This window comes from Duganella sp. Root198D2 (assembly GCF_001428585.1).
GTDB lineage: Bacteria > Pseudomonadota > Gammaproteobacteria > Burkholderiales > Burkholderiaceae_D > Rugamonas.
In genome coordinates this window covers 373,194-392,535 of the sequence record NZ_LMIC01000023.1, presented here as the reverse complement: position 1 = coordinate 392,535, position 19,342 = coordinate 373,194, and the positions used below count along the sequence as shown (strand labels likewise).

Genomic DNA, 19,342 nt, shown 5'->3' with positions numbered 1-19,342 from the left:
GTGTGCTCCTAGTGATGGATATGAGCCATGTTGCAAGGAGTGCGCCAGCAGCAATGCAGGGGCCGAGCGCGCGACCCGTAAAGCCCGCCGACGCCTTACAGCTTGGCCAGCAATCCTTCGACTTCGGCACGGTGCGCAAAGCCCTGGACCGCCAACAGCTGCTCGCACTGGCTGCGCGCGGCACGCTTGTCGCCGCTGCGAAATAGTGCGTGCGCATAATGCAGGCGGATGTCGCTTGCTGTCGGTGCAGTTTCCAGCGCCTTCTTCAACAATGGCAGGGCACGCGCCGGCTTGCCGTTTTCCGCCAGGATCCAGGCCAGGGTGTCGGCCACGGCGGGATTTCCTGGCGCCAGCTGGTAGGCGCGTTCGGCCGGCCGCATTGCATCGCCCTCTTTGCTCTGCAGCAGGGCCCAGGCCAGGTCGTTCAAGGCCAGCACATTGTCGGGGTCGTGCTGCAGGATGAACTCGTACTCGCGCTGCGCGGCGCCGAATCTCGCCTGCTGCAGCAGATGGCTCGCGAAATATAGTCTGGTGGGCTGGTCGCCCGGATGCTGGCCGAGCCAGTCGCGCATGCGTTGTTCGGCCGCGTCCGCTTTGCCGGCGGCATGCAGGGCGCGATGCAAGGCGATCAGTACCGGACCGCTGCGTTGCAGGCCGAAAGCACGTTCATACGGCGCCACGGCATCGGCTGCCTTGCCCTCTTCAAGCAGGGTGTCGCCTTCGAGCTTGAAGCCAATGGCGGCGCCGGGCTGGCGTTGCTGCGCCGAGCGCGCCAGCTTGCGCGCCTCGTCAAACGCGCGGCTATCGAGCAGCAGCATGCTGGCAAGTACAAGGACATCTTCCCGCGCCGGGTTGAGCGCAACGGCTTTGCGCGCAGCCTGCAATGCAAGAGGCTTCCGGCTCAGGGCGAGCGCCGTGCGGGCAATGCGCAATTGCACGTCGGCTTCGAGTGGACGCAGCAGCGCCAGCTTCTGCAGGCTATCGAGCGCTTGCGCATGCTGGCCGGCGGCTGATGCGGCCTGGGCCAGCACATCGAGGCTGGCAGGCTCATTGGGGCGCAGTGCCTGCAGGCGCTGCGCCTGCTGCAGTGCCTTGCCTGCTTGCCCGCTGCGCAAGTAGAGCGCTGCCAGAGCCTGCACCGGGGCAGCGCCGTCCGGCGCCGCGGCGATGGCCCGCTCCAGCCAACTGGCCGCCGCCGGCACATTGCCTTGCCTGGCTTCGAGCCTGGCCAGGGCCATCAGCAGCGGCAGGGTGTCGCGGCTGCGGGCCAGCGCGGCCTGGTAACGCTGGCGTGCCAGTGGCACCTTTTTTTCCAGCACGTCGAGTTCCGCCAGGTTGTCCAGCGCGGGCATGTGTTCGGGGTCGAGTTCCAAAGAGCGGGAAAATGCCTTGCGTGCCCCGGCCAGGTCGCCGCTCGCAAGCAGCACCCCGCCCTTGAGGTTTTGTACCGCAGGATTGTCGCCCTGCGCTTCCATGCGCCGGACTTGTTCCATCGCCTTGCTGAAGTTACGGTTGCGCATATGGCTCATGACCAGCAGGGAGGCAGCGCGCGAGGCTACGCCTTCTTTCTGAGCGGCCTGCTCCAGGGCGTCGACTGCGCGCGCATCCTGCCCCTGGCCGAGCAGGCTCAGGCCGTTGGCGGCCAGCAGGCTGCCTGATTCCGGCGCCAGGCTGCTGGCACGGCCAAACCAGCGCGCCGCCAGTTCATGCCTGCCGGCGCGCATGGCTGCCTCGCCGCCCAGTGCCAGCAGGTCGATGTCCTGCGGATTCTCGGCAATTGCGGGCTCCAGCAGCGCCACGGCGTCGCCAGGCTTTCCCTGCCGCAGCTCGCATTGGGCCTGCAGGCGCAGCGCGAAGAGTTCCTTGGGCTGGGATTGGCGATAGCGGGCGATATGGGCGCGGGCCTGGGCGGTGGCACCATTTTCCAGCTCCACAGTGGCGGCCAGCAGCACGCTCGGCAGATGATCGGGCGCCGCCCGCAGCACCATTTGCGCGCGTTCCAGGGCGGCCTTGTGCCTACCTTCGGCCAAGTCGAGCAATCCCTGCGCGTACAGGATGACGAGGCTGGAAGGCTGGATCTTGCGGGCGGCGTCGAGTTGCTGACGGGCCAGGTCCGGCTTGCCTTGCAGCAGGTGAACTGCTGCGATGTCAGCGAAGGCTTGCACGTTGTTTCTGTCGTGTTCCAGGATGACGCGGTATGCCGCCAGGGCGCCGGCAAAATCGCCCCGCATCCGCAGCAAGTCTCCCTTGAAACGCAGGGTGTCGCTGTTATGCGGATCGGCCGCAAGGGCGCGCTGTACCGAATCGGCGGCGGCGTTTGTCTCGCTGCGCAGCATGGCAAGCCTTGCCTGGCCGAGGTGTGCCTCAACCAGCTTGCTGTCCTTGCCCAAGGCCAGTGTGTAAAGCCGGCCGGCATCTTCCGTCTTGCCCAGCCCAAGCAAGGCGTGGCCACGCCAGGCCTGGATGGCTGGCGTGGCCGGCTCCGCTTGCAGTTCGTCCAGTACGCCCTGATAGGACGCCTGCGCAAGCAGGGCCCGCACCAGCAGCGGCAGCAGTTGCGCCCGAGTTTGGCCGAGGGCGAGTGCTCGGCGCAGTTCTTTTTCCGCCGAGATTGGATCTCCCAGTGCCAGGTGCAGTTCGCCCAGCATGCGCCGCGCGGCACCGTGCCCGGGCTCCTGCTGCAGCAGGTTCTTGAGATGGATGACCGCAGCCCGGTCTGCGCCGCTGTCGTGTGCCTTGCGCGCGTCGGCAAGTACGTCGGCCACGGGTTTGATCCGCTGGCAAGCGAGGAGGGCGGCCAACGTCATTGCCGCGGCGATTGTGATCGGACGAGACATGAAAAAACTCCCAGGCTGGTGGAATTACCAGCGTAGGGAGCTCTCACATCTGCTTATTGATCGCGCTCAAGAAAGCATGCGATCCGGCGCAGGGTTATTTGGTGTGCTGCTGATTAGCGAGCTGGACATACAACGGCCAGCCTTGCGCGCCGGCGGCGTTGGCCACCGTAGCACTGGAGCGGAAGCGGGTAGACAAATAGTCAACAGATACGGAATCGCCGGCAAGCGCTGCCTTTTCCAGCAAACGCATGGCTTCGTTGTGCTTTGCAGCATCCTGGACGTAAAGCAGGCCCAATTCACGTGCGGCAACGGGCGAACCTTGCTCAGCCCATTCGCGCATGCGCCGTTCCGCAGCTGCACCGCCATGCTCCGCCAATTTCTTCGCTACGGCTTCGACAACCGGGGCCGGCGGCTCGACGTCTTCCTTGACCTGGCAGGCAATCAACATGCCGACCATGACAAGGGTGGATGTCACAATAACTCCCGCCTTGTTAAATAGTTCCATATTTCTTTGTGTATCCCCGAACGGATGGCAATTATATCAATTAATTGCCCTGCGTCAAGTCGCGGGCAACTTTCAGGATTTTATGAAATGCGAGGCGACAGAGGCGCACGGCTCGCAAAAATGCCAAACCTAAACAATGTTTCCGATCATAACATGCGGCTATTGCGCCGCACAAAAAGGCTGGGGTAACAGATGTAACTAAATGCTAGCGGACGGCCGCGCGGCCGGCGTGCTGGTCGAGCCACGCTCCTGCATGGTCAAGAACCAGCTTCAATTCACCTTCGAGCGCGGTGAAAAGCAGGGGAATTTCGACGATCTTGCCTTCTTGCAAGGCCAATTCAAGTGCGAGGGAGGCAGCGACAAAGCGCTTTGCCCCCAGGTTGCCAATCGAACCGCGCAGGTTGTGCAGGATGCGGCGCGCTTCCATCATTTTGCCGTCGCGGATTGCTTCCCCGGCCAGGTTGAGCGGCTCAATCCCGGGACCAATGCCGTCGCGCACGATCTTGACGATGGTATTCAGGGCTTTTTCGTCCTGTCCCATGTATTGCAGCAGTTTTTCGACACAAAATACCGCTTCATCCGGTGCACTTGCGTAACTCATAGACAAAGTCTCCGTTATACGCGGAACGTCCAATGGCGTCCCATCGCACTTTCGACCGCCTGCAAGCCGAAGCGTTCGGCGGCCCTGGTATGTTTTTGTATAAGGTAATACATATCGCTCAAAGCAGAGCGCTGTTCGGCAAAGTAAGTGTGGCCAATGAAATCCGTATCGACCTTGCTGGCGTCAATGGTCTCGACACCTGGCGCCACCAGCAGGCCCGGTCCGCTCTCGCCGGCACGGGCATAGCCGTGCACGGCTTTGGAAGCATGCAAGGCATTGTCTTCAGACGAAGCATACAAAGTCAGCGGGCCAGGCACGCCGGCCAGTGCCGGCAACAGCTGCTGGCGGAAAACATCTGCGTCAATATCCGGTGCTGCCATGATGACTTCACGAATGCGGCCGGCCAGGTCCGGGCGCGCGGCAAGCACGCTGGCAGTTGCCTGGGCCAGGGCGCGGTTGCCCATGCTGTGCGCGAGCAGGTAGACATGCTCGGCGTCGGACTGCTGCAGCACGTCTGCCAGGAACGCAGCAAGGTCGGCCTGGGTCCATTCCACATTAGCTTCATCCAATATATATCCTGACAGCTTGCCTTGCGAGGGCCAACTGTAAAAAATCGGCGTACCGTGAAATCCCAGGTCGTAGGCCAGTTGGCCGGTGCGCCTGGCCGCATCTTCGAACGAAGTGCGAAAGCCGTGGATGAAAAGCAGGGCGCTGCCGGTACCGCTGGCGGCAATGGATTGCCGCACTTCCGCAAAAAAATTGTCGCGCTCGCTCAAGTCGGCTGAAAGCAACACGACATGCTGCTCCGGATCCTGGCGGAATTCCATTCTCAGCAATGAGGGAGATTCCATTTCGCCCATGCGATGGTCGCGCGGAATGCTGACTTCGCAACTGCCGTAACGCAGCTGGCCACGCACGCTGCCAAACAGGCGCGCAGGGTGGCGATCGCCGCTCAGTTCGCGGTCGCTTGCGAAATACACTTTCATCACAGCATGGTCTGGCGCGCCGTCCAGTTTGGCCGTGGCGGGCGTGCGCGCATTGCGCCGCCGTTCGACCTCGTCAATGAGGTTGCGGGCTGCTGCGCGCAGGTAGCGGTCGCCAGCCAGGCCTGCCGAAGCGAGCGCATCGCTCAGGGCGAATTGGCGCGAGCGTGAGCCAGGGTCCTCCTCTACATCGGCGATCGCATCGGCCACCGACGGGGATTGGGCTGCAAGGCGGGACTTCAGCATCTGGTAGGCCGCACTGATGCCGCCCTCGCCGGCACCTGCCGTCACCGCTGTCGTAATGACGTCCATGCTCTTCTCCTGGCTGATTAATGCATATCTGACCACACACCCAACGCCAAGTCCAGCGCCACGTGCAACTAGCGCTCAGGTGCCAGTTCAAGCCGGTTGATGCGGGCCGCCTTGTTGAAATCGATGGCGATGCGCAGGGCTTGCGGCTGGCATTTCGCACGGTACACGTAAAGCCGGTCTTCCCCATATACGTTTCTCGAAAGCAGCTCGAGCGCGAAGGGACGGGCGCAGCCTTTCAATAGTGCGGGCAGTCCCGGCGGCGCCAGGTAGCTGGCGCCGCGCTCGGTGAAACGCCCGGTCGCAGGCTTGGCTTCCGCCACGCCTTCCAGGACTTCGGCCACCTGGGCCGTGACGTCGGGCTCGTCATCGGGAATTGCGGCTGCCGTAGCGAAGCAGCAAAGGCATGAAAAAAATAACAAAATGTTCAATTTCACTGACGACTCCTTCTAACGTTGCGTGCGCGGTCTTGACTGAATGCTTTTCCGTTTTTCAGCAGAATTCCATTTAAATCAGCGAACTTTTAGTCGTTATACTCGGCCCTCACGCTGTTGAGTGCTAGGCCCGGCGGGGCTTGTTCTTCCATCCAAAAATTACATCTATAACCGCTTCAGGAGAGATTTACAACATGCGCTACACAACTCGTACCACGATCGCTTCCATGGTCATGCTGGCATGCGCCGGCATGGCGCAAGCAGGCGAAAAAACCGTCGACAACCTGACCGTCTTCACCAATACCAAGGCCGCTTCCGCCGAGGGCGTGCTGAAGGTTAACGCCACACGCTTCGGCCTGCCTGCGAACCTGAACAACCTGGTGCTGGTAGCGGTCAAGGAATCGCTGACCGGCAAGCACTACTACTACCAGCAAATGCTGCGCGGCCTGCCAGTCGACCGCGCCCAGATCGTGGTTTCGATCGGCAAGAACGGCGACTTGCAAAAGATCTTCAATGAAACCCGCCATATCTCGGCCAAGGTCGATGCGGACGCGGTGAACCAACTGTACAACAAGTCCCAGATCAGCGACGACGAAGCACTGGACAAAGGCTGGAAGAACATGAAGGTCCAGCACAACCTGGTAAACGTACCTTCGGCCACCCTGGTGTGGGTACCGACCAAGGATGGCGTGCAACTGGCACGCAAGGTCAATATTGAAGCCGAGATGCCGACCGGCGGCTTCGTGCAGTACCTGAATGCCCATGACGGCAGCGTGATCGATTCTTACTCCACCTCATTGCCACGCACCAACAAGGGCGGCGAACGCAGCCTGGCAGCCCGCTCCGCAGCACCGGGCCAGGCGCTGGACCGCCACGCCGCGACCGAGGCCGCCAAGGCCAGTTCCAGCGTGAGCGCGCTGAAGGCGGGCAGTACTGCCACCGTGCTGGCAGCTTCCGGCATCAATGGCAGCGGTTATGCTTTCGATCCGGATCCGCGCACCACGCTGAACAACGATGCGCTGACCGATACCTCGGCTGCCTCCGCCTTTGACGCAGCCTACTCGAGCAAGACCCTGCGCGACCTGACCGTGACTTCCGGCGTCTACAAGCTGACCGGTCCGTACGTCAACATCAAGAACATCGAAGCGCCGGCTACCGCACCGAGCACCACCACCAATGGTGTGTGGACTGCCAAGCGCGGCAACAACGCCTTCGACGACACCAACGTCTACTTCCACATCGACCAGAGCCAGCGCTACATGCAGTCGCTGGGCTTCAGCGGCAGCAAGGGCATCCTCGAGCGTTCGATGGATATCGATACCGACGGCGTGAACGGCGACGACAATTCGCACTTCAGCGGCACCGGCGCCACCGGCTACCTGGCCTTCGGCCATGGCTGCGTCAATGACAGCGAAGACGCCGACGTCATCCTGCACGAATACGGCCACGGCATCCAGGCCAGCATCAACTCCAGCTGGTCCGGCGGCGATACCGGCGCCATGGGCGAAGGCTTCGGCGACTACTGGGCCGCATCGTACTCCTACAGCACCCCGAACGGCCAGGTCTACCACCCTGAGTGGGCCTTCAGCTGGGACGGCCACGGCTCCTGCTGGGCCGGCCGCATGCTGAACCGCACCGATGCCAAGTACAACAGCAGCAAGTCGTACAGCGCGCACAGCTCGGTGACCGAAAACGGCGTGACCTTCCAGTCCGACGAACTGTGGTCGGCCCCGCTGTACTCGTCGATGGTGTCGCTGATCGCAGCAGGCAAGCCACGCGCCAACATCGACAAGATCATCCTGGAAGCGCACTTTGGCCTGGGTTCCAACATCAAGATGCCTGCCATGGCAACGGCAATCGTGAACGCGGCGAAGACCCTGTTCCCATCGGACCTGAGCTACGCCAACACCTTCCAGGCCAAGTTCGAAGCGCAGAACATCCTGAGCGGCGGCGCCTGCACCCCGGTGAACATGTCTGAAACGGAAAGCAATAACACCATCGCGAGCGCCAACCCGATCAGCGCATCGTGCACCACGGCCAGCGCCAACATGAGCACGAGCGCCGATGCCGACTACTTCGCCATCACCGTTCCTGCAGGCAAGACCCTGACTGCCACCATGACCCCGAATGCCTCTTCGGACTACGACTTGAAGCTGTACAACAGCGCAGGTACCGAACTGGCGTCGAGCGTGAAAGGCACGGGGCAGGCCGATGTCGTAACGCGCGCCAACACGGGCTCGACTGCTGTAACGTGGTATGCCAAGGTGTACTACTACTCTGGTGGCACTGGTTCGACCAGCGGCACCTACACCTTGAAAGCCTCCTGGTAATTTAAAGGGCGCACCCCCGCGCTATCGACCGCCTCGCCCGTAAGGGGAGGCGGTTTTTTTTCACGCGAATTCGCTTACAATTGGTATGCACCGAGTCCGCCAAAAGACCATCCATGCAAACTGACCTGGGCAAGTTCATCCTGGAAGAAGCTCCCGGCGGCATCATTGCCACCGATGGCCATGACGTCGTGCTGTTCTGGACCAAGGGCGCAACGGAGATTTATGGTTACAGCGCGGAAGAGGCGCGTGGCCAACGGCTGGCGGAACTGATCGGCATGCCGGGCCAGCCGGTGCGGCAGGAATTCGGCGCCGATTTCGAATACCTGCGGCGCCGCAAGGATGGCCAGGCCGTCTATGTCGGCGCTGCCTGCAAGGCGGTCTACACGGCCCAGGGCGCAATCGAATACGTCATCCACAGCCAGAACGACATCACCGACGCCAAGGCGCTGCGCGACGCACGCCAGGTCGAGTCGCGCTACCGCGGCCTGCTGGAGTCGATGCCCGATGCAATCGTGATCGCCAACTCCACCGGCCGCATTGTGCTGGTAAACAGCCAGGCCGAGCGCCTGTTCGGCTTCGAGCCGCGCGAATTGCTGGGGAAACCAGTCGAAGTGTTGCTGCCTGATCGTTTCCGCGGCGGGCATGTCGCGCATCGGGCGCAATACTTTGTGCAACCGCGCACGCGCACCATGGGCGCCGGGCTTGAGCTGTACGGCTTGCGCAAGGATGGCCTGGAGTTTCCCGTCGAGATCAGCCTCAGCGTGATCCAGATGGAAGACGGCGCCATCGTGATGAGCGCGATCCGGGACATTGGCGAGCGCAAGAAAGCCGAACAGAAATTCCGCGGCTTGCTGGAATCGGCGCCCGACCCGATGGTGATTGTCAACGCGCGCGGCGAAATCGTGCTGGTCAATACCCGCACCGAGCAACTGTTCGGCTACCAGCGCCAGGAGCTGCTTGGCAAGCCGATTGAAATCCTGATACCGGCTCGTTTTGCGGGGCGGCACCCGGCGGCGCGCGGCAGCTTCTTCGACAAGGCCCAGCCGCGCGCCATGGGTGCCGACACCGACTTGTATGCGATGCGGCGCGACGGCTCGGAATTCCCGGTGGAGATCAGCCTGAGTCCCTTGAAGACGGAAGACGAGCTGCTGGTCTCGAGTGCAATCCGCGACATCAGCGGCCGGCGCCAGATTGAGCACAAGCTGCTGGAGCAGAAGCTGGAACTGGAGCAGGCCAGCAGGGCCAAGGACCGTTTCCTGGCCAGCATGTCGCATGAATTGCGCACGCCGCTGAACGCCATCCTCGGCTTCGGCCAGCTGCTGCATAACGAAAAACTGCCGCTGACGCAGCAGCAGCGTTATGCCTTTGCCGGCAATATCGTGCAGGCTGGCCAGCACCTGCTGCACCTGATCAATGAAACACTGGACCTGGCAAAGATCGAGGTCGGCGCCGTCACGCTGTCGCTCGAACCGGTGGCGCTGGACGACCTGCTGCACGAAGCCAGCAAGATGATCGAGGCCATGGCCGACGCGCGCCAGGTGACGGTCTACCTGTCCGAGCCACGTGGCATGTATGTCCGGGCCGATCGCATCCGCCTGCGGCAGGTCGTGCTGAACCTGCTGACCAATGCGGTCAAGTACAACAGCAAGGGCGGCCACGTCTGGGTCGCCTGCGGCGAGGCGGATCCCGGCCGTACCTGGCTGGCCGTGCGCGACGACGGCCCCGGACTGAGCGGCGAACAGATATCCGGCCTGTTCCAGCCTTTCAACCGGCTTGGCCAGGAGGGCGGCTCGGAAGAGGGCAGCGGCATCGGACTTGTGCTCAGCAAGCGCCTGGCCGAGTTGATGAACGCGTCGATCAGCGTCGCCAGTTCGGTTGGGCAGGGCAGCACCTTTACGGTTGAGTTGGCAGCCACCGCGCCGCAACAGCTGCCGCGTCAGGACGGCCAGGAAGACTTGCGGTTGCCGGCAGTTTCAGGTGGCCGCCATGGCAAGCCGCTACTGCTGTATGTGGAAGACAATCCTGCCAACCTCAAGCTGGTGGAGGAAATCGTCAAGCTTCACCTCGACCTCGAACTGCTGTCGGCAACAGACGGCAATACCGGAGTCGCGCTGGCGTGCAAATACCTGCCCAATGTAATCTTGATGGATATGAACCTGCCGGGCATCAGCGGCCGCGAAGCCCAGCGACGCTTGCGCCAGGACGTCACGACACGCGACATTCCAGTGGTTGCGCTCTCCGCCAACGCCATGCCGCTTGACGTGCAGGCAGCGCTGGAGGCAGGCTTCTTCCGTTACCTGACCAAACCCCTGAACATCAAGGACTTCCTGGAAGTGGTCGGGGAAGCCCTGGAACAGTCGCCCTAACCATAGGTTTCACGTGTAACGAGGTCTGGATTGAATATTAATATTGCAGTCTTGCTAGCGGCCGGCGCCTTGTCGGGAGAACCGAAAATGCTCGACGTTAAATTCACCGTCAAGGAGACGGCCGGCCGGCCCGTGCTGCACATTGCCCTGGCCAACCATTCGGCCCGGCCGGTAAAGGCCCTGCGCGCGCTGGCGACGGAAGAAGAGATGTTCGGCAAGCTGTTCGAAATACGCGATGCGGAAAGCGGGCAGCTCCTTGAATATCAAGGCATCATGGTCAAGCGCGGGCCGCTGACCGACGAAGATTATCTCGCCATGAAGGCGGGCGCGCGCCGCAGCAATGCAATCGACCTGGCGCCGGCCTACGGCTTCAAGCAAGGCCGCCATGCTTACACGATCAGTTATGCCGGGCATTACCTCATGGATGGAAAAGAAATACCGCTCACCGTTGGACCGGTACGCTTTGAGCATACCGGCAGGTGAGCGGCAAGGGGCGACTTATTGCAGGGCAGGTGTGTTCTCGCCGAAATATTCGTGCGAGTCGGCGTTGTCAATGGCCTGGGTCGGATTGCTGATCGCCAGGCTGGCGGCCGCCGATTGGCCATAGGCATGGTCATCGGTGCCTGCGGTTACGTTGAAGTGGCTCATCTCATGCACCAGGGTGCCGCCCTTCGAGTCGGTACCGGTCATCGGCGCGCTCCAGAATGCCTTGCAGACGTAGATCTTGTATGGCTGGTTCGGATATACGTAGGCGTAATACGATTGCTTGCAGCCGCAGTCGACAGTGACCGGCTTGTTGTCGAAGGCATCCTTGATGGCCGTGAAGTGCGACTTTACGGTCGAGTAGCGGCTCGAAGTGTAAGTGCCGAACCACTTGGTGTAGCGCTGGCCGGTCTTGTTGGCGCCCAGATAGCCGTTGGCGTCGTTGGCCATGTTCTTGGCGGCCGACACGGCGCTGGTGACGGTCGATTGCTGCGACGCGGTGCACTTGCTGAATGACAGGCTGCCAGCGAGCGCTTCCGGCGCGGCCGGTGCCTTGGCGACGCTGCCGCGCGGCAGGCTGCCTTCGATCGAAATGGCGAGCGCATCCGATTGCAGGGTATCGGACTGGCGCTTGTCTACCGCTTTGCCCATCGGGTCCATGCTGCTGAACAGCTTGGATGATTTGGTGAGGTAGCGGATGGAATAGTCGCCCGAGATGCTCATGTTATACAGGTGGGACAGTTCCACCGTCACCTTGTGCGACTTGCCCGGGTGGATCACATAGTAATCGGCAGGCGTCGGCGCAGCACGCTTGACGTGCATGCCCTCATACGGCACTTTGGCGCCGTCGCGGGTGACTTCAAACAGGGATTCCTCAATTTCGCCGAACGGGGTGTGCCACTTCAGGACATACTGCGGCACCGACGACGTGTTGGTCAGGGTCACCTGGACCATGACGTCATCGCTCGGGCCCAGAGCGCGTTTGTCCATGCTGATGCTGGCGGTCAGTCCGTCGGCCGCATAGGCGCCCAGGCTGAAGGAAGCTGCGAGTGCGAAAGCGCCAAGGTGTTTCAAGTTCATTCGTCTCTCCGTCCGGTTGTGGTTGGGTGATCCAATCTTGCCGGGGAGGCTGCGCCAGTTCAATCGAAATCGCAAACTTGTCGTCATTTCAACAACGGATCCGTTACGCCTTGAACAAGGAGCGCCGGATTTGTCCAATCTCGGACAGTTGTAACGCGCTCAGGCCTCGCTTTGGCGCCGGATGGCCATCAGGATGCCGCAACCGATGCCCAGCGTTACCAGGGCCGTGCCGCCGTAGCTGAAAAAGGGCAGGGGCACGCCAACCACCGGCACCACGCCGCTCACCATGCCGATATTGATAAAGGCATAGGTGAAGAAAATCATGGTGATGGCGCCACCGAGCAGGCGGGAGAACGGGGTCACCGCAGCGGCCGAAATCTGCAGGCCGCGCCAGATCAGCAAGGAATACAGCAGCAGCAGCGCAATGCCGCCCAGCAGGCCGAATTCCTCAGCAAAGACCGAGAAAATGAAGTCGGTGGAGCGCTCCGGGATGAAGCCGAGATGACCCTGGGTGCCGTCCAGCCAGCCGCGGCCCGCCATGCCGCCGGAACCGATGGCGATTTTAGCTTGTGTAATCTGGAAGCCCTTGCCCGCCGGGTCTGCGTCCGGATTGAGGAAGGTCAGCACCCGTTGGCGCTGGAAGTCGTGCAGCAGCTGCCACACGATGGGCACCGCCGCCAGGGCGCAACCAGCCAGTGCGGCGAGCGCCTTCCATGACAGGCCCGCCAGTACGATCACATAGAATCCCGCTGCCAGTACCAGCATCGCGGTACCGAAATCGGGCTGCTTGGCAATCAGGCCGACAGGAATGGCCAACAGCACGGCGGCCGCGACAAATACCTGCCAGCCTTTGGCGCCATCGAAACGATGGAAGTACCACGCCAGCATCATCGGCATCGCGATCTTCATCATTTCCGACGGCTGGAAATCGTGACCCAGGTTCAGCCAGCGCGTCGAACCTTTTTTCGTCACGCCGAACAGGAATACCGCCACCAGCAAGGCCACACCCAGCGAATACAGCGTGACCGCATGGCGCATCAGCATCGACGGCGGGATGTTGGCCACAGTCCACATCAGGCCCAATGCCATCAGCACGTTACGCAATTGCAGTTCAAAGCGGCCGGGAAAATCGGCTGACGCGGAGTAGAGGGTGAGCAGGCCGGCTGCCAGCAGCAGGGCGAGGATGGCGGCCAAAGGCGCGTCAACAGCCAGCACCGGCCGCAGGCGGCGCCACAAAGGGGGACTGCCGCTCATTGGAAGGCCTGCAGCCAGATGACGCGGCCCGCCAGCACGGCAAAACCTGTAAGTGCGATCGCGCCAAGCATGGCAAGCCGGCGGCGGAACTGTTTTTCCTCATTTTTCATGGCCGAAATTATAAGGCCAAGGCTAACGCTCCCGCACGTAGTTTCCAGGGGCTTCACATAACCACGGATAATCCGGATGGGCCTCCGGCGCCGGCTCGCGCCATTCGCCGCAGCGCCCATGCAGCCATGCGGTCCAGTCCTGCCACCACGAGCCTGGCGTGGGCGATTGCACAGCCAGCCAATCCTTGGCATCACGGCCCGCCACCAGGGGCGCCGACCAGTACTGCTGTTTGGCGCTGCCCCCCGGCGGGTTGATAATGCCGAGGATATGGCCGGAGGCGGTCAGCACATAATGCACCGGCGCGCCCACCAGCGCGGCGCTGCGGTAGGTGCTGCGCCAGGGCGTGATGTGATCGGCCACCGCACCGACCGCATACAGGGGTTGGCGGATGCGGCCCAGGTCCAGCTTTTGGCCACGCATGTCGAGCGCATCGGCCTTGGCCAGGCGGTTGGCCAGGTACAGCTGCCGCAGGCAAAAGCTATGCGTGGCGCGCGGTTGCCGCGTGCCGTCCGAGTTCCAGGCCAAAGGCGCCAGCGCCGGTGCCGGTTCGCCAAGCAGATATTTGTGCACCACGTAGCGCCAGATCTGCGTGTTCGGGCGCAGCATGCGAAAGCTCCAGCCGATCTGCTGCGAATCAAGGAAGCCCTGGCGTGCCATCAGGCCGTCGAGCAGCGCTACGCTTTCGTCGCTAATGAAGCTGGCGATATCGCCAGGCTTGGAAAAATCGGTGAGCGTGGCCAGCAGGGTCCAGTGTGCGACCGGGATATCGCGCACGGCGCGGTGGCGCCGGTTCAGCCACGCCATGAGGGCCGACAGGGCGGTACCGCCAATGCAGTAGCCGACCGCGTGTACCTGCGGGACGCCGGCGACAGTGCGCGCTGCCTCGATCGCCGCGAGGATGCCGTCGAACAGGTGGTCCTCGAAGCTCACCTCCTGCATATCGCCGCGCGGGTTCTTCCAGCTCAAGACAAAGACCTCGAATCCCTGCCCGACCAGGTGGCGCACCATGCTTTGCCGTTCGGTCAGGTCCAGGATGTAGTACTTGTTGATCCAGGGCGGAACCAAGAGCAGGGGCACCGATCGTACTTCGCGGCGCACAGGCGCGTACTGGATCAGCTCCATCATCTGGTTGCGCATCACAACGCGGCCCGGCGTCGCTGCCAGGTCGCGTCCAAGCTGGAACTGCGCCGGATCCACCATGCGCAGATCGCCGGCCAGGAGGTCGCGCAGCCATTCTTCGAAACCGTGCTTGAGGCTCGCGCCGCCGCTGTCGAATGCGCGGCGCAGTACTTCTGGATTAGTCAGCGCAAAGTTACTCGGTGCAATCGCATTGCACCAGTGCCGCAGCCAGAATGCGGCACTGTGGGCTTCGCTCTCGGCGACGCCAGGCGTGTCGTACACCTGGCGTTCGAGCGTACGCGTGAAGCCGAGGTATTGCTGCATCAGTCCATGGAAGAAGGGATTGTCGCGCCAGGCCTCGTCGCTGAAGCGGTCGTCGCCCTCGGCTGCTTCAGCCAATGGCGCAGGCATGCCGCTGGCCCAGGTGACGCTGGCCAGTTCCTGCCACGCCCGGGCCATCTCCAAGGGATGCGCCAGCCATGCGGCGGCGACATTGGCAAATGGATTTGGCATGCAGGCCAGTATAGACCTAATGCGCCATCAATACCGGTAGCGTCATGCTTTGCAAAACAGTGCGGGATGCCCCGCCCAACATGATTTCGCGGAAGCGGCTATGACCATAGCAACCCATGACGAGCAGGTCGGCATCTGTGTCCGCGGCGAAAGAGAGCAGGGCCGATCCGACATCGATCGCGGTTGCCTGTGAGGAGACCTCGACGCTGACGCCATGACGGGCCAGGTACAGCGCCATATCGGCACCGGGTTCGCCGCCATGGGTGTCCGGTTCGCGGCCGGCATTGAAGACGGCCAGCGTGACCTTGCCGGCGTGCTCCATTAGTGGGATCGCCGCCGTGATGGCACGGGTGGCCTCCATGCTGCCATCCCAGGCCACCAGCACGCGCTGAAAGGGCGCTTCGTAATGTCCGGCGTAGGGCACGACCAGAACCGGTCGCGCGCTGTTCATGGCGACATATTCCGGCGTTTCTTCTTCCAACGGCGAAATCGGATCGTCCTGGTTGACCTGGCCCAGGACCACCAGGTCGCCGTAGCGCGACTGCAGCACCAGGCCATCGGAGGCCTGGTCATCCAGCAGGCGCGATTCGAATGACGGCATATCAAGCATCTGGCATTGCGACTCGAAACGCCGCAGGTTGGCACGCGCGTTCTCGCGCGCCTCGTCGATGCATTGGGCGGCCATGCCGACGCCCATTGCCGTAGCGTGATCGGCGTACAGGAAGCGGGAAATGCCGGTCATTGCCGTACCGACCAGGCGACCATTGGACATGCGCACGATCTGGGATGCAAGCCGCACCCTGCGTTCGGTTTCGGCGGAACTATTGACGTGCACGACGACGGTCTTGAAGCCCATGGCAGCCTCCGTGTTGGATAGATAAGAAAAGTCTAGGGTTTTGCGCAATCCAGCGGCATGATCTGGGTCAACTTCAATCTAATCCGGTAACTTGCATAAGCAAGTGTTGACTTTTAGATGCGAATGGTTATCATTTGCGTTTTCATATAAAAGCCAGCCTGTTGCCAGCTAAAGATCATTCAATTAGCTGAGGTAACGATGGGTAAGAAGAAGTTGGCCGTCCTGCTGGGGTTGGCTTTCCCGCTGGCGGCAGTTGCGGAAGACGCGGCGCTGATGCCACAAATCCAGGTCACTGCACAAAAGCTGGATTCGTACACTACGGACCGCAGCCGCACTGCGACGCCGCTGAATATGTCCTTGCGCGACACGCCGCAATCGGTGTCCGTGGTGACCCAGCAGCGCATTGAGGACCAGGCGCTGCAGACCGTGACCGATGTCGTCAACAATGTGACCGGGGTCTCGGTCAACCAGTACGAAACCCACCGCGCCGGCTTCACTGCGCGCGGCTTCGACATCGACAACCTGCAGATTGACGGCGCGCCGACCACCTGGGACCAGCCCTGGAGTTCCGGCGAAGTGGTGGGCAGCCTCGCCATCTACGACCGGGTGGAAGTGGTGCGCGGCGCGACCGGCCTGATGACGGGCGCCGGCAACCCGTCCGCCGCCATCAACCTGGTGCGCAAACGCGCCACAAGCAAGGAGCTGACCGGCAGCGCCGAGATTGGCATTGGCCGCTGGAATGAGCGCCGCGGCATGGTCGACGTTTCCTCAGGCGTCAATGCCAACGGCACTGTGCGCGCACGCGTGGTCGGGGAATACCAGCGGTCCGACAGCTGGCTTGACCTCCTGAAGAGCAAGAGCAATACCTTCTACGCTACGGTGGAGGCCGACCTGGCCCCGCGTACCGTGCTGTCCGCAGGCTACAGCCGCCAGAAGAACGAACCCAAGGGCCCGATGTGGGGCGGCCTGCCATACTGGTACACAGACGGCAGCAAGACCAACTGGGATGCATCGAAAACTTCCGCCGCGGACTGGACCCGTTGGGAGAGCGAATACGAGAACGCATTCGCCGACCTGGAACACGCCTTTGACAACGGCTGGAAGCTGCGCGCGGGTTTCAGCCAGGGCGAGCGCAAAGCCGATTCAGCGTTGCTTTACCTGTCCGGCGTGCCGGAGCGCGTGACGGGCCTGGGCGTAGGCGCTTTTGCCGGCTCCTACATCACCCACACCAATCAGGACAATTTCAGCCTGCACGCCAGCGGCCCTTTCGAGCTCGCGGGCCGCAAGCATGAGGCGGCGGTCGGCTACATGCATTCGAAGCAGGAATTCAACGCCGACAGCCGCGCCGCCGACTACGGCAGCGGCTATCCGCCAGTAGGGAACTTCAATACCTGGAATGGCGCCGCCTATCCCGAACCGAAATGGGGCGCGCCGACGTTTTACGAAAGCAGCGTAACCAGGCAGGAAGCACTGTACGGTGTCTCGCGTTTCTCGATCACCGATCCGTTGAAAGCGATTATCGGTGCGCGCATCACCAACTTTGACAAAACAGGCGTCGGAGCCTGGAGCCCCGCCTACCGGTTGAAGCACGATCGTGAACTGACACCGTACGCGGGCGTGGTGTACGACATCAACGAAAGCCTGTCCGCGTACGCCAGCTACACCGACATTTTCCAGCCGCAGAACCGCAAGGACCGGGCGGGGAATATCCTCGACCCGGTGGCAGGCAAGAGCTACGAGGCGGGCATCAAGGGCGAGTTCCTGGACGGCCGCGTGAATGCCTCGCTTGCAGTATTCAAGATCAAGCAGGACAAGCTGGCCCAGGAAGCCGGCCTGGTTGACCGCGACGGTGCCGGCCCTCTGGCGCCGGAAGCCTACTACCGTTCTGCGGACGGGGCCAAGAGCGTTGGTTTCGAGTTCGAGCTGTCAGGCGAACTGGCGCGCGGCTGGAACGCCACCGCCGGCTATTCGCAGTTCAAGGCGAAAGACGCTGCGGGCGCCGACATCAACAGCGTCTACCCGCGCAAGCTGTTCCGCGTCTTTACCACTTATCGCCTGGATGCGCTCACCGTAGGCGGCGGGGTGAATTGGGAAAGCCGTACCTATACGCTTGACCCCGGTGCGCCAGCGGCTACCAATGGACTGATCGAGCAGGACTCCTTCGCGCTGGCCAGCCTGATGGCGCGCTACGACTTGACGAAGCAGCTTTCGCTACAGGCCAATGTCAACAACCTGTTCGACAAAAAGCACTTCGGCATGTTTTCAGCCTACGGCGCCATTACTTACGCTGCGCCACGCAGTGTTTCGGCCAGCCTGAAGTACCGTTTCTAAATCGAGGACGACATGCGCGCAACCTGGACCCTGGTTCACCGCTACCTTGGCCTGCTCACGGCGGGCTTCCTGTTCATCAGCGGCCTGACGGGGGCGGTGATCTCATGGGACCATGAGCTGGACGACCTGCTTAACCCGCACCTGATGGCGGCGCATACGGCGGGTAAGCCGCAGTCTTCACTGGAGCTGGCGCGCCAGCTCGAGCAACGCCATCCCGAGGCAAAGGTTTCGTATATCCCGCTGCATGCAGGGCAGGGAGAATCGTTGGGGTTTGGCGTTGAGGCAAGCGGCTTCAACCAGGTGTTTGTCGATCCCGTCAGCGGCGCGGAACTGGGTAAGCGTGAGTGGGGAGCAGTCTGGCCGATCCGCAAGGAGACCCTGGTGTCCTTCCTGTATCGGCTGCACTATTCGCTGCACATTCCTGAAATGTGGGGCATAGACCGTTGGGGCATCTGGCTGATGGGCATGATTGCGATGGTTTGGGCGGTCGACAGCTTCGTTGGCTTCTACCTCACGCTGCCTGTCCGTGTCCGCACGCCTTCTGCCCGCGGCTGGTGGCAGCGCTGGAAGCCCGCCTGGAAAGTCCGCTGGGGCGGCGGCAGTGCCAAGCTCAATTTCGACCTGCACCGGGCCGTCAGCCTGTGGACGTGGGGCCTGCTGTTCATCCTGGCCTTTACAGCGTTCTCGCTGAACCTGTACCGCGAAGTTTTCTATCCCGTGATGAAGACTGTCTCGGAGCTGACGCCCACGCCATTCGATACCAGGGTGCCGCGGGATTTGCGGAATCCGATCCTGGCCCGCGTTGGATATGCCAAGGTCCTGCAACAGGCCGCGCGGGAAGCCCGGCTGCGCGCATGGACCGTACCGCCTGGCAGTGTGTTCTATTCGCAGGCCTATGGAATTTATGGCGTGAGTTTCTTCAAGCCGGGCGACGATCATGGTGCTGGCGGCGTGGGACCGGCGGTGCTGTATTACGACGGCATCGATGGCCGCCTGCTGGGTGACCGCCAGCCATGGAAAGGAACTGCGGCCGATATATTCGTCCAGGCGCAGTTCCCCCTGCATTCCGGCCGCATCCTCGGACTGCCGGGGCGAATCCTGATTTCCGCCATGGGAATCGTGGTCGCCATGCTCAGCGTCACCGGAGTGGTGATCTGGTGGCGCAAGCGTTCGTCGCGGGAGAGGGCGGCCGCAGCGCAAAAAAGTGCGATGCAGCCCGCCCTGTGAAGC

Annotated in this window: 14 protein-coding genes; 5 read left to right on the top strand and 9 right to left on the bottom strand. The window is 62.2% G+C overall.

Translation table 11 applies throughout. The features are described from left to right. Positions 1 to 95 precede the first annotated feature (95 nt). From prsT to ASE26_RS19320, 5 genes are all read right to left on the bottom strand, one after another. Complete coding sequence (gene prsT / locus ASE26_RS19340) at positions 96 to 2,837, bottom strand: XrtA/PEP-CTERM system TPR-repeat protein PrsT (RefSeq protein WP_082591414.1); 2,742 nt, start codon at positions 2,835 to 2,837, stop codon at positions 96 to 98. A gap of 94 nt (positions 2,838 to 2,931) precedes the next feature. Next, positions 2,932 to 3,312 carry a hypothetical protein gene (locus ASE26_RS19335; protein ID WP_200953731.1) on the bottom strand — a complete coding sequence of 127 codons (381 nt, stop codon included), beginning with the start codon at positions 3,310 to 3,312 and terminating at the stop codon, positions 2,932 to 2,934. 235 nt (positions 3,313 to 3,547) lie between these two features. Continuing rightward, complete coding sequence (locus ASE26_RS19330) at positions 3,548 to 3,943, bottom strand: Hpt domain-containing protein (protein WP_055923411.1); 396 nt, start codon at positions 3,941 to 3,943, stop codon at positions 3,548 to 3,550. Between the two features lie 14 nt (positions 3,944 to 3,957). Beyond that, on the bottom strand, positions 3,958 to 5,238 hold the full coding sequence (locus ASE26_RS30100) for an alpha/beta hydrolase (RefSeq protein WP_082507023.1): 1,281 nt from the start codon (positions 5,236 to 5,238) through the stop codon (positions 3,958 to 3,960). A 68-nt stretch (positions 5,239 to 5,306) separates the two neighbouring features. Continuing rightward, entirely contained in the window at positions 5,307 to 5,672 is a 366-nt protein-coding gene (locus ASE26_RS19320; RefSeq protein ID WP_057246767.1) for a hypothetical protein, read from the bottom strand. 191 nt (positions 5,673 to 5,863) lie between these two features. On the opposite strand from ASE26_RS19320, the gene ASE26_RS19315 reads away from it, so the two are divergent. The 3 genes from ASE26_RS19315 (at position 5,864) to ASE26_RS19305 (ending at position 10,848) form a co-directional block, all read left to right on the top strand. Beyond that, entirely contained in the window at positions 5,864 to 7,999 is a 2,136-nt protein-coding gene (locus ASE26_RS19315; protein ID WP_057246766.1) for a hypothetical protein, read from the top strand. Between the two features lie 113 nt (positions 8,000 to 8,112). Next, the gene (locus ASE26_RS19310) at positions 8,113 to 10,365 is read left to right on the top strand and encodes a PAS domain S-box protein (protein WP_082591413.1); all 2,253 of its coding nucleotides are present in this window, start codon (positions 8,113 to 8,115) and stop codon (positions 10,363 to 10,365) included. 87 nt (positions 10,366 to 10,452) lie between these two features. Further along, positions 10,453 to 10,848, top strand: coding sequence for a hypothetical protein (locus tag ASE26_RS19305; RefSeq protein WP_055923415.1), 396 nt, complete (start codon positions 10,453 to 10,455; stop codon positions 10,846 to 10,848). A 15-nt stretch (positions 10,849 to 10,863) separates the two neighbouring features. Here ASE26_RS19305 and ASE26_RS19300 read toward each other — a convergent pair whose 3' ends face one another. From ASE26_RS19300 to ASE26_RS19285, 4 genes are all read right to left on the bottom strand, one after another. Further along, entirely contained in the window at positions 10,864 to 11,928 is a 1,065-nt protein-coding gene (locus ASE26_RS19300) for a M35 family metallo-endopeptidase (protein ID WP_055923417.1), read from the bottom strand. Between the two features lie 159 nt (positions 11,929 to 12,087). Further along, positions 12,088 to 13,182: a rod shape-determining protein RodA gene (rodA, locus tag ASE26_RS19295; RefSeq protein ID WP_055923418.1), complete on the bottom strand. Its 1,095-nt coding sequence runs from the start codon at positions 13,180 to 13,182 to the stop codon at positions 12,088 to 12,090. A gap of 132 nt (positions 13,183 to 13,314) precedes the next feature. Next, the gene (locus ASE26_RS19290; RefSeq protein WP_057246765.1) at positions 13,315 to 14,925 is read right to left on the bottom strand and encodes an alpha/beta hydrolase; all 1,611 of its coding nucleotides are present in this window, start codon (positions 14,923 to 14,925) and stop codon (positions 13,315 to 13,317) included. 16 nt (positions 14,926 to 14,941) lie between these two features. Continuing rightward, on the bottom strand, positions 14,942 to 15,781 hold the full coding sequence (locus ASE26_RS19285; RefSeq protein WP_055923420.1) for a universal stress protein: 840 nt from the start codon (positions 15,779 to 15,781) through the stop codon (positions 14,942 to 14,944). 198 nt (positions 15,782 to 15,979) lie between these two features. On the opposite strand from ASE26_RS19285, the gene ASE26_RS19280 reads away from it, so the two are divergent. Both ASE26_RS19280 and ASE26_RS19275 read left to right on the top strand, forming a co-directional pair. Then, a complete protein-coding gene (locus ASE26_RS19280; RefSeq protein ID WP_057246764.1) occupies positions 15,980 to 18,112 on the top strand; it encodes a TonB-dependent siderophore receptor in 2,133 nt (710 codons plus the stop codon). Between the two features lie 12 nt (positions 18,113 to 18,124). Further along, a complete protein-coding gene (locus ASE26_RS19275) occupies positions 18,125 to 19,339 on the top strand; it encodes a PepSY domain-containing protein (protein WP_057246763.1) in 1,215 nt (404 codons plus the stop codon). Positions 19,340 to 19,342 lie beyond the last annotated feature (3 nt).

Excerpts from the sequence above, each read along its gene's own strand:
- prsT (WP_082591414.1), bottom strand. The coding sequence starts at position 2,837 with ATGTCTCGTCCGATCACAATCGCCGCGGCAATGACGTTGGCCGCCCTC.
- ASE26_RS19275 (WP_057246763.1), top strand. The coding sequence starts at position 18,125 with ATGCGCGCAACCTGGACCCTGGTTCACCGCTACCTTGGCCTGCTCACG.
- ASE26_RS19310 (WP_082591413.1), top strand. The coding sequence starts at position 8,113 with ATGCAAACTGACCTGGGCAAGTTCATCCTGGAAGAAGCTCCCGGCGGC.
- ASE26_RS19290 (WP_057246765.1), bottom strand. The coding sequence starts at position 14,925 with ATGCCAAATCCATTTGCCAATGTCGCCGCCGCATGGCTGGCGCATCCC.
- ASE26_RS19300 (WP_055923417.1), bottom strand. The coding sequence starts at position 11,928 with ATGAACTTGAAACACCTTGGCGCTTTCGCACTCGCAGCTTCCTTCAGC.
- ASE26_RS19280 (WP_057246764.1), top strand. The coding sequence starts at position 15,980 with ATGGGTAAGAAGAAGTTGGCCGTCCTGCTGGGGTTGGCTTTCCCGCTG.
- ASE26_RS19285 (WP_055923420.1), bottom strand. The coding sequence starts at position 15,781 with ATGGGCTTCAAGACCGTCGTCGTGCACGTCAATAGTTCCGCCGAAACC.
- rodA (WP_055923418.1), bottom strand. The coding sequence starts at position 13,182 with ATGAGCGGCAGTCCCCCTTTGTGGCGCCGCCTGCGGCCGGTGCTGGCT.
- ASE26_RS30100 (WP_082507023.1), bottom strand. The coding sequence starts at position 5,238 with ATGGACGTCATTACGACAGCGGTGACGGCAGGTGCCGGCGAGGGCGGC.
- ASE26_RS19315 (WP_057246766.1), top strand. The coding sequence starts at position 5,864 with ATGCGCTACACAACTCGTACCACGATCGCTTCCATGGTCATGCTGGCA.
- ASE26_RS19305 (WP_055923415.1), top strand. The coding sequence starts at position 10,453 with ATGCTCGACGTTAAATTCACCGTCAAGGAGACGGCCGGCCGGCCCGTG.
- ASE26_RS19330 (WP_055923411.1), bottom strand. The coding sequence starts at position 3,943 with ATGAGTTACGCAAGTGCACCGGATGAAGCGGTATTTTGTGTCGAAAAA.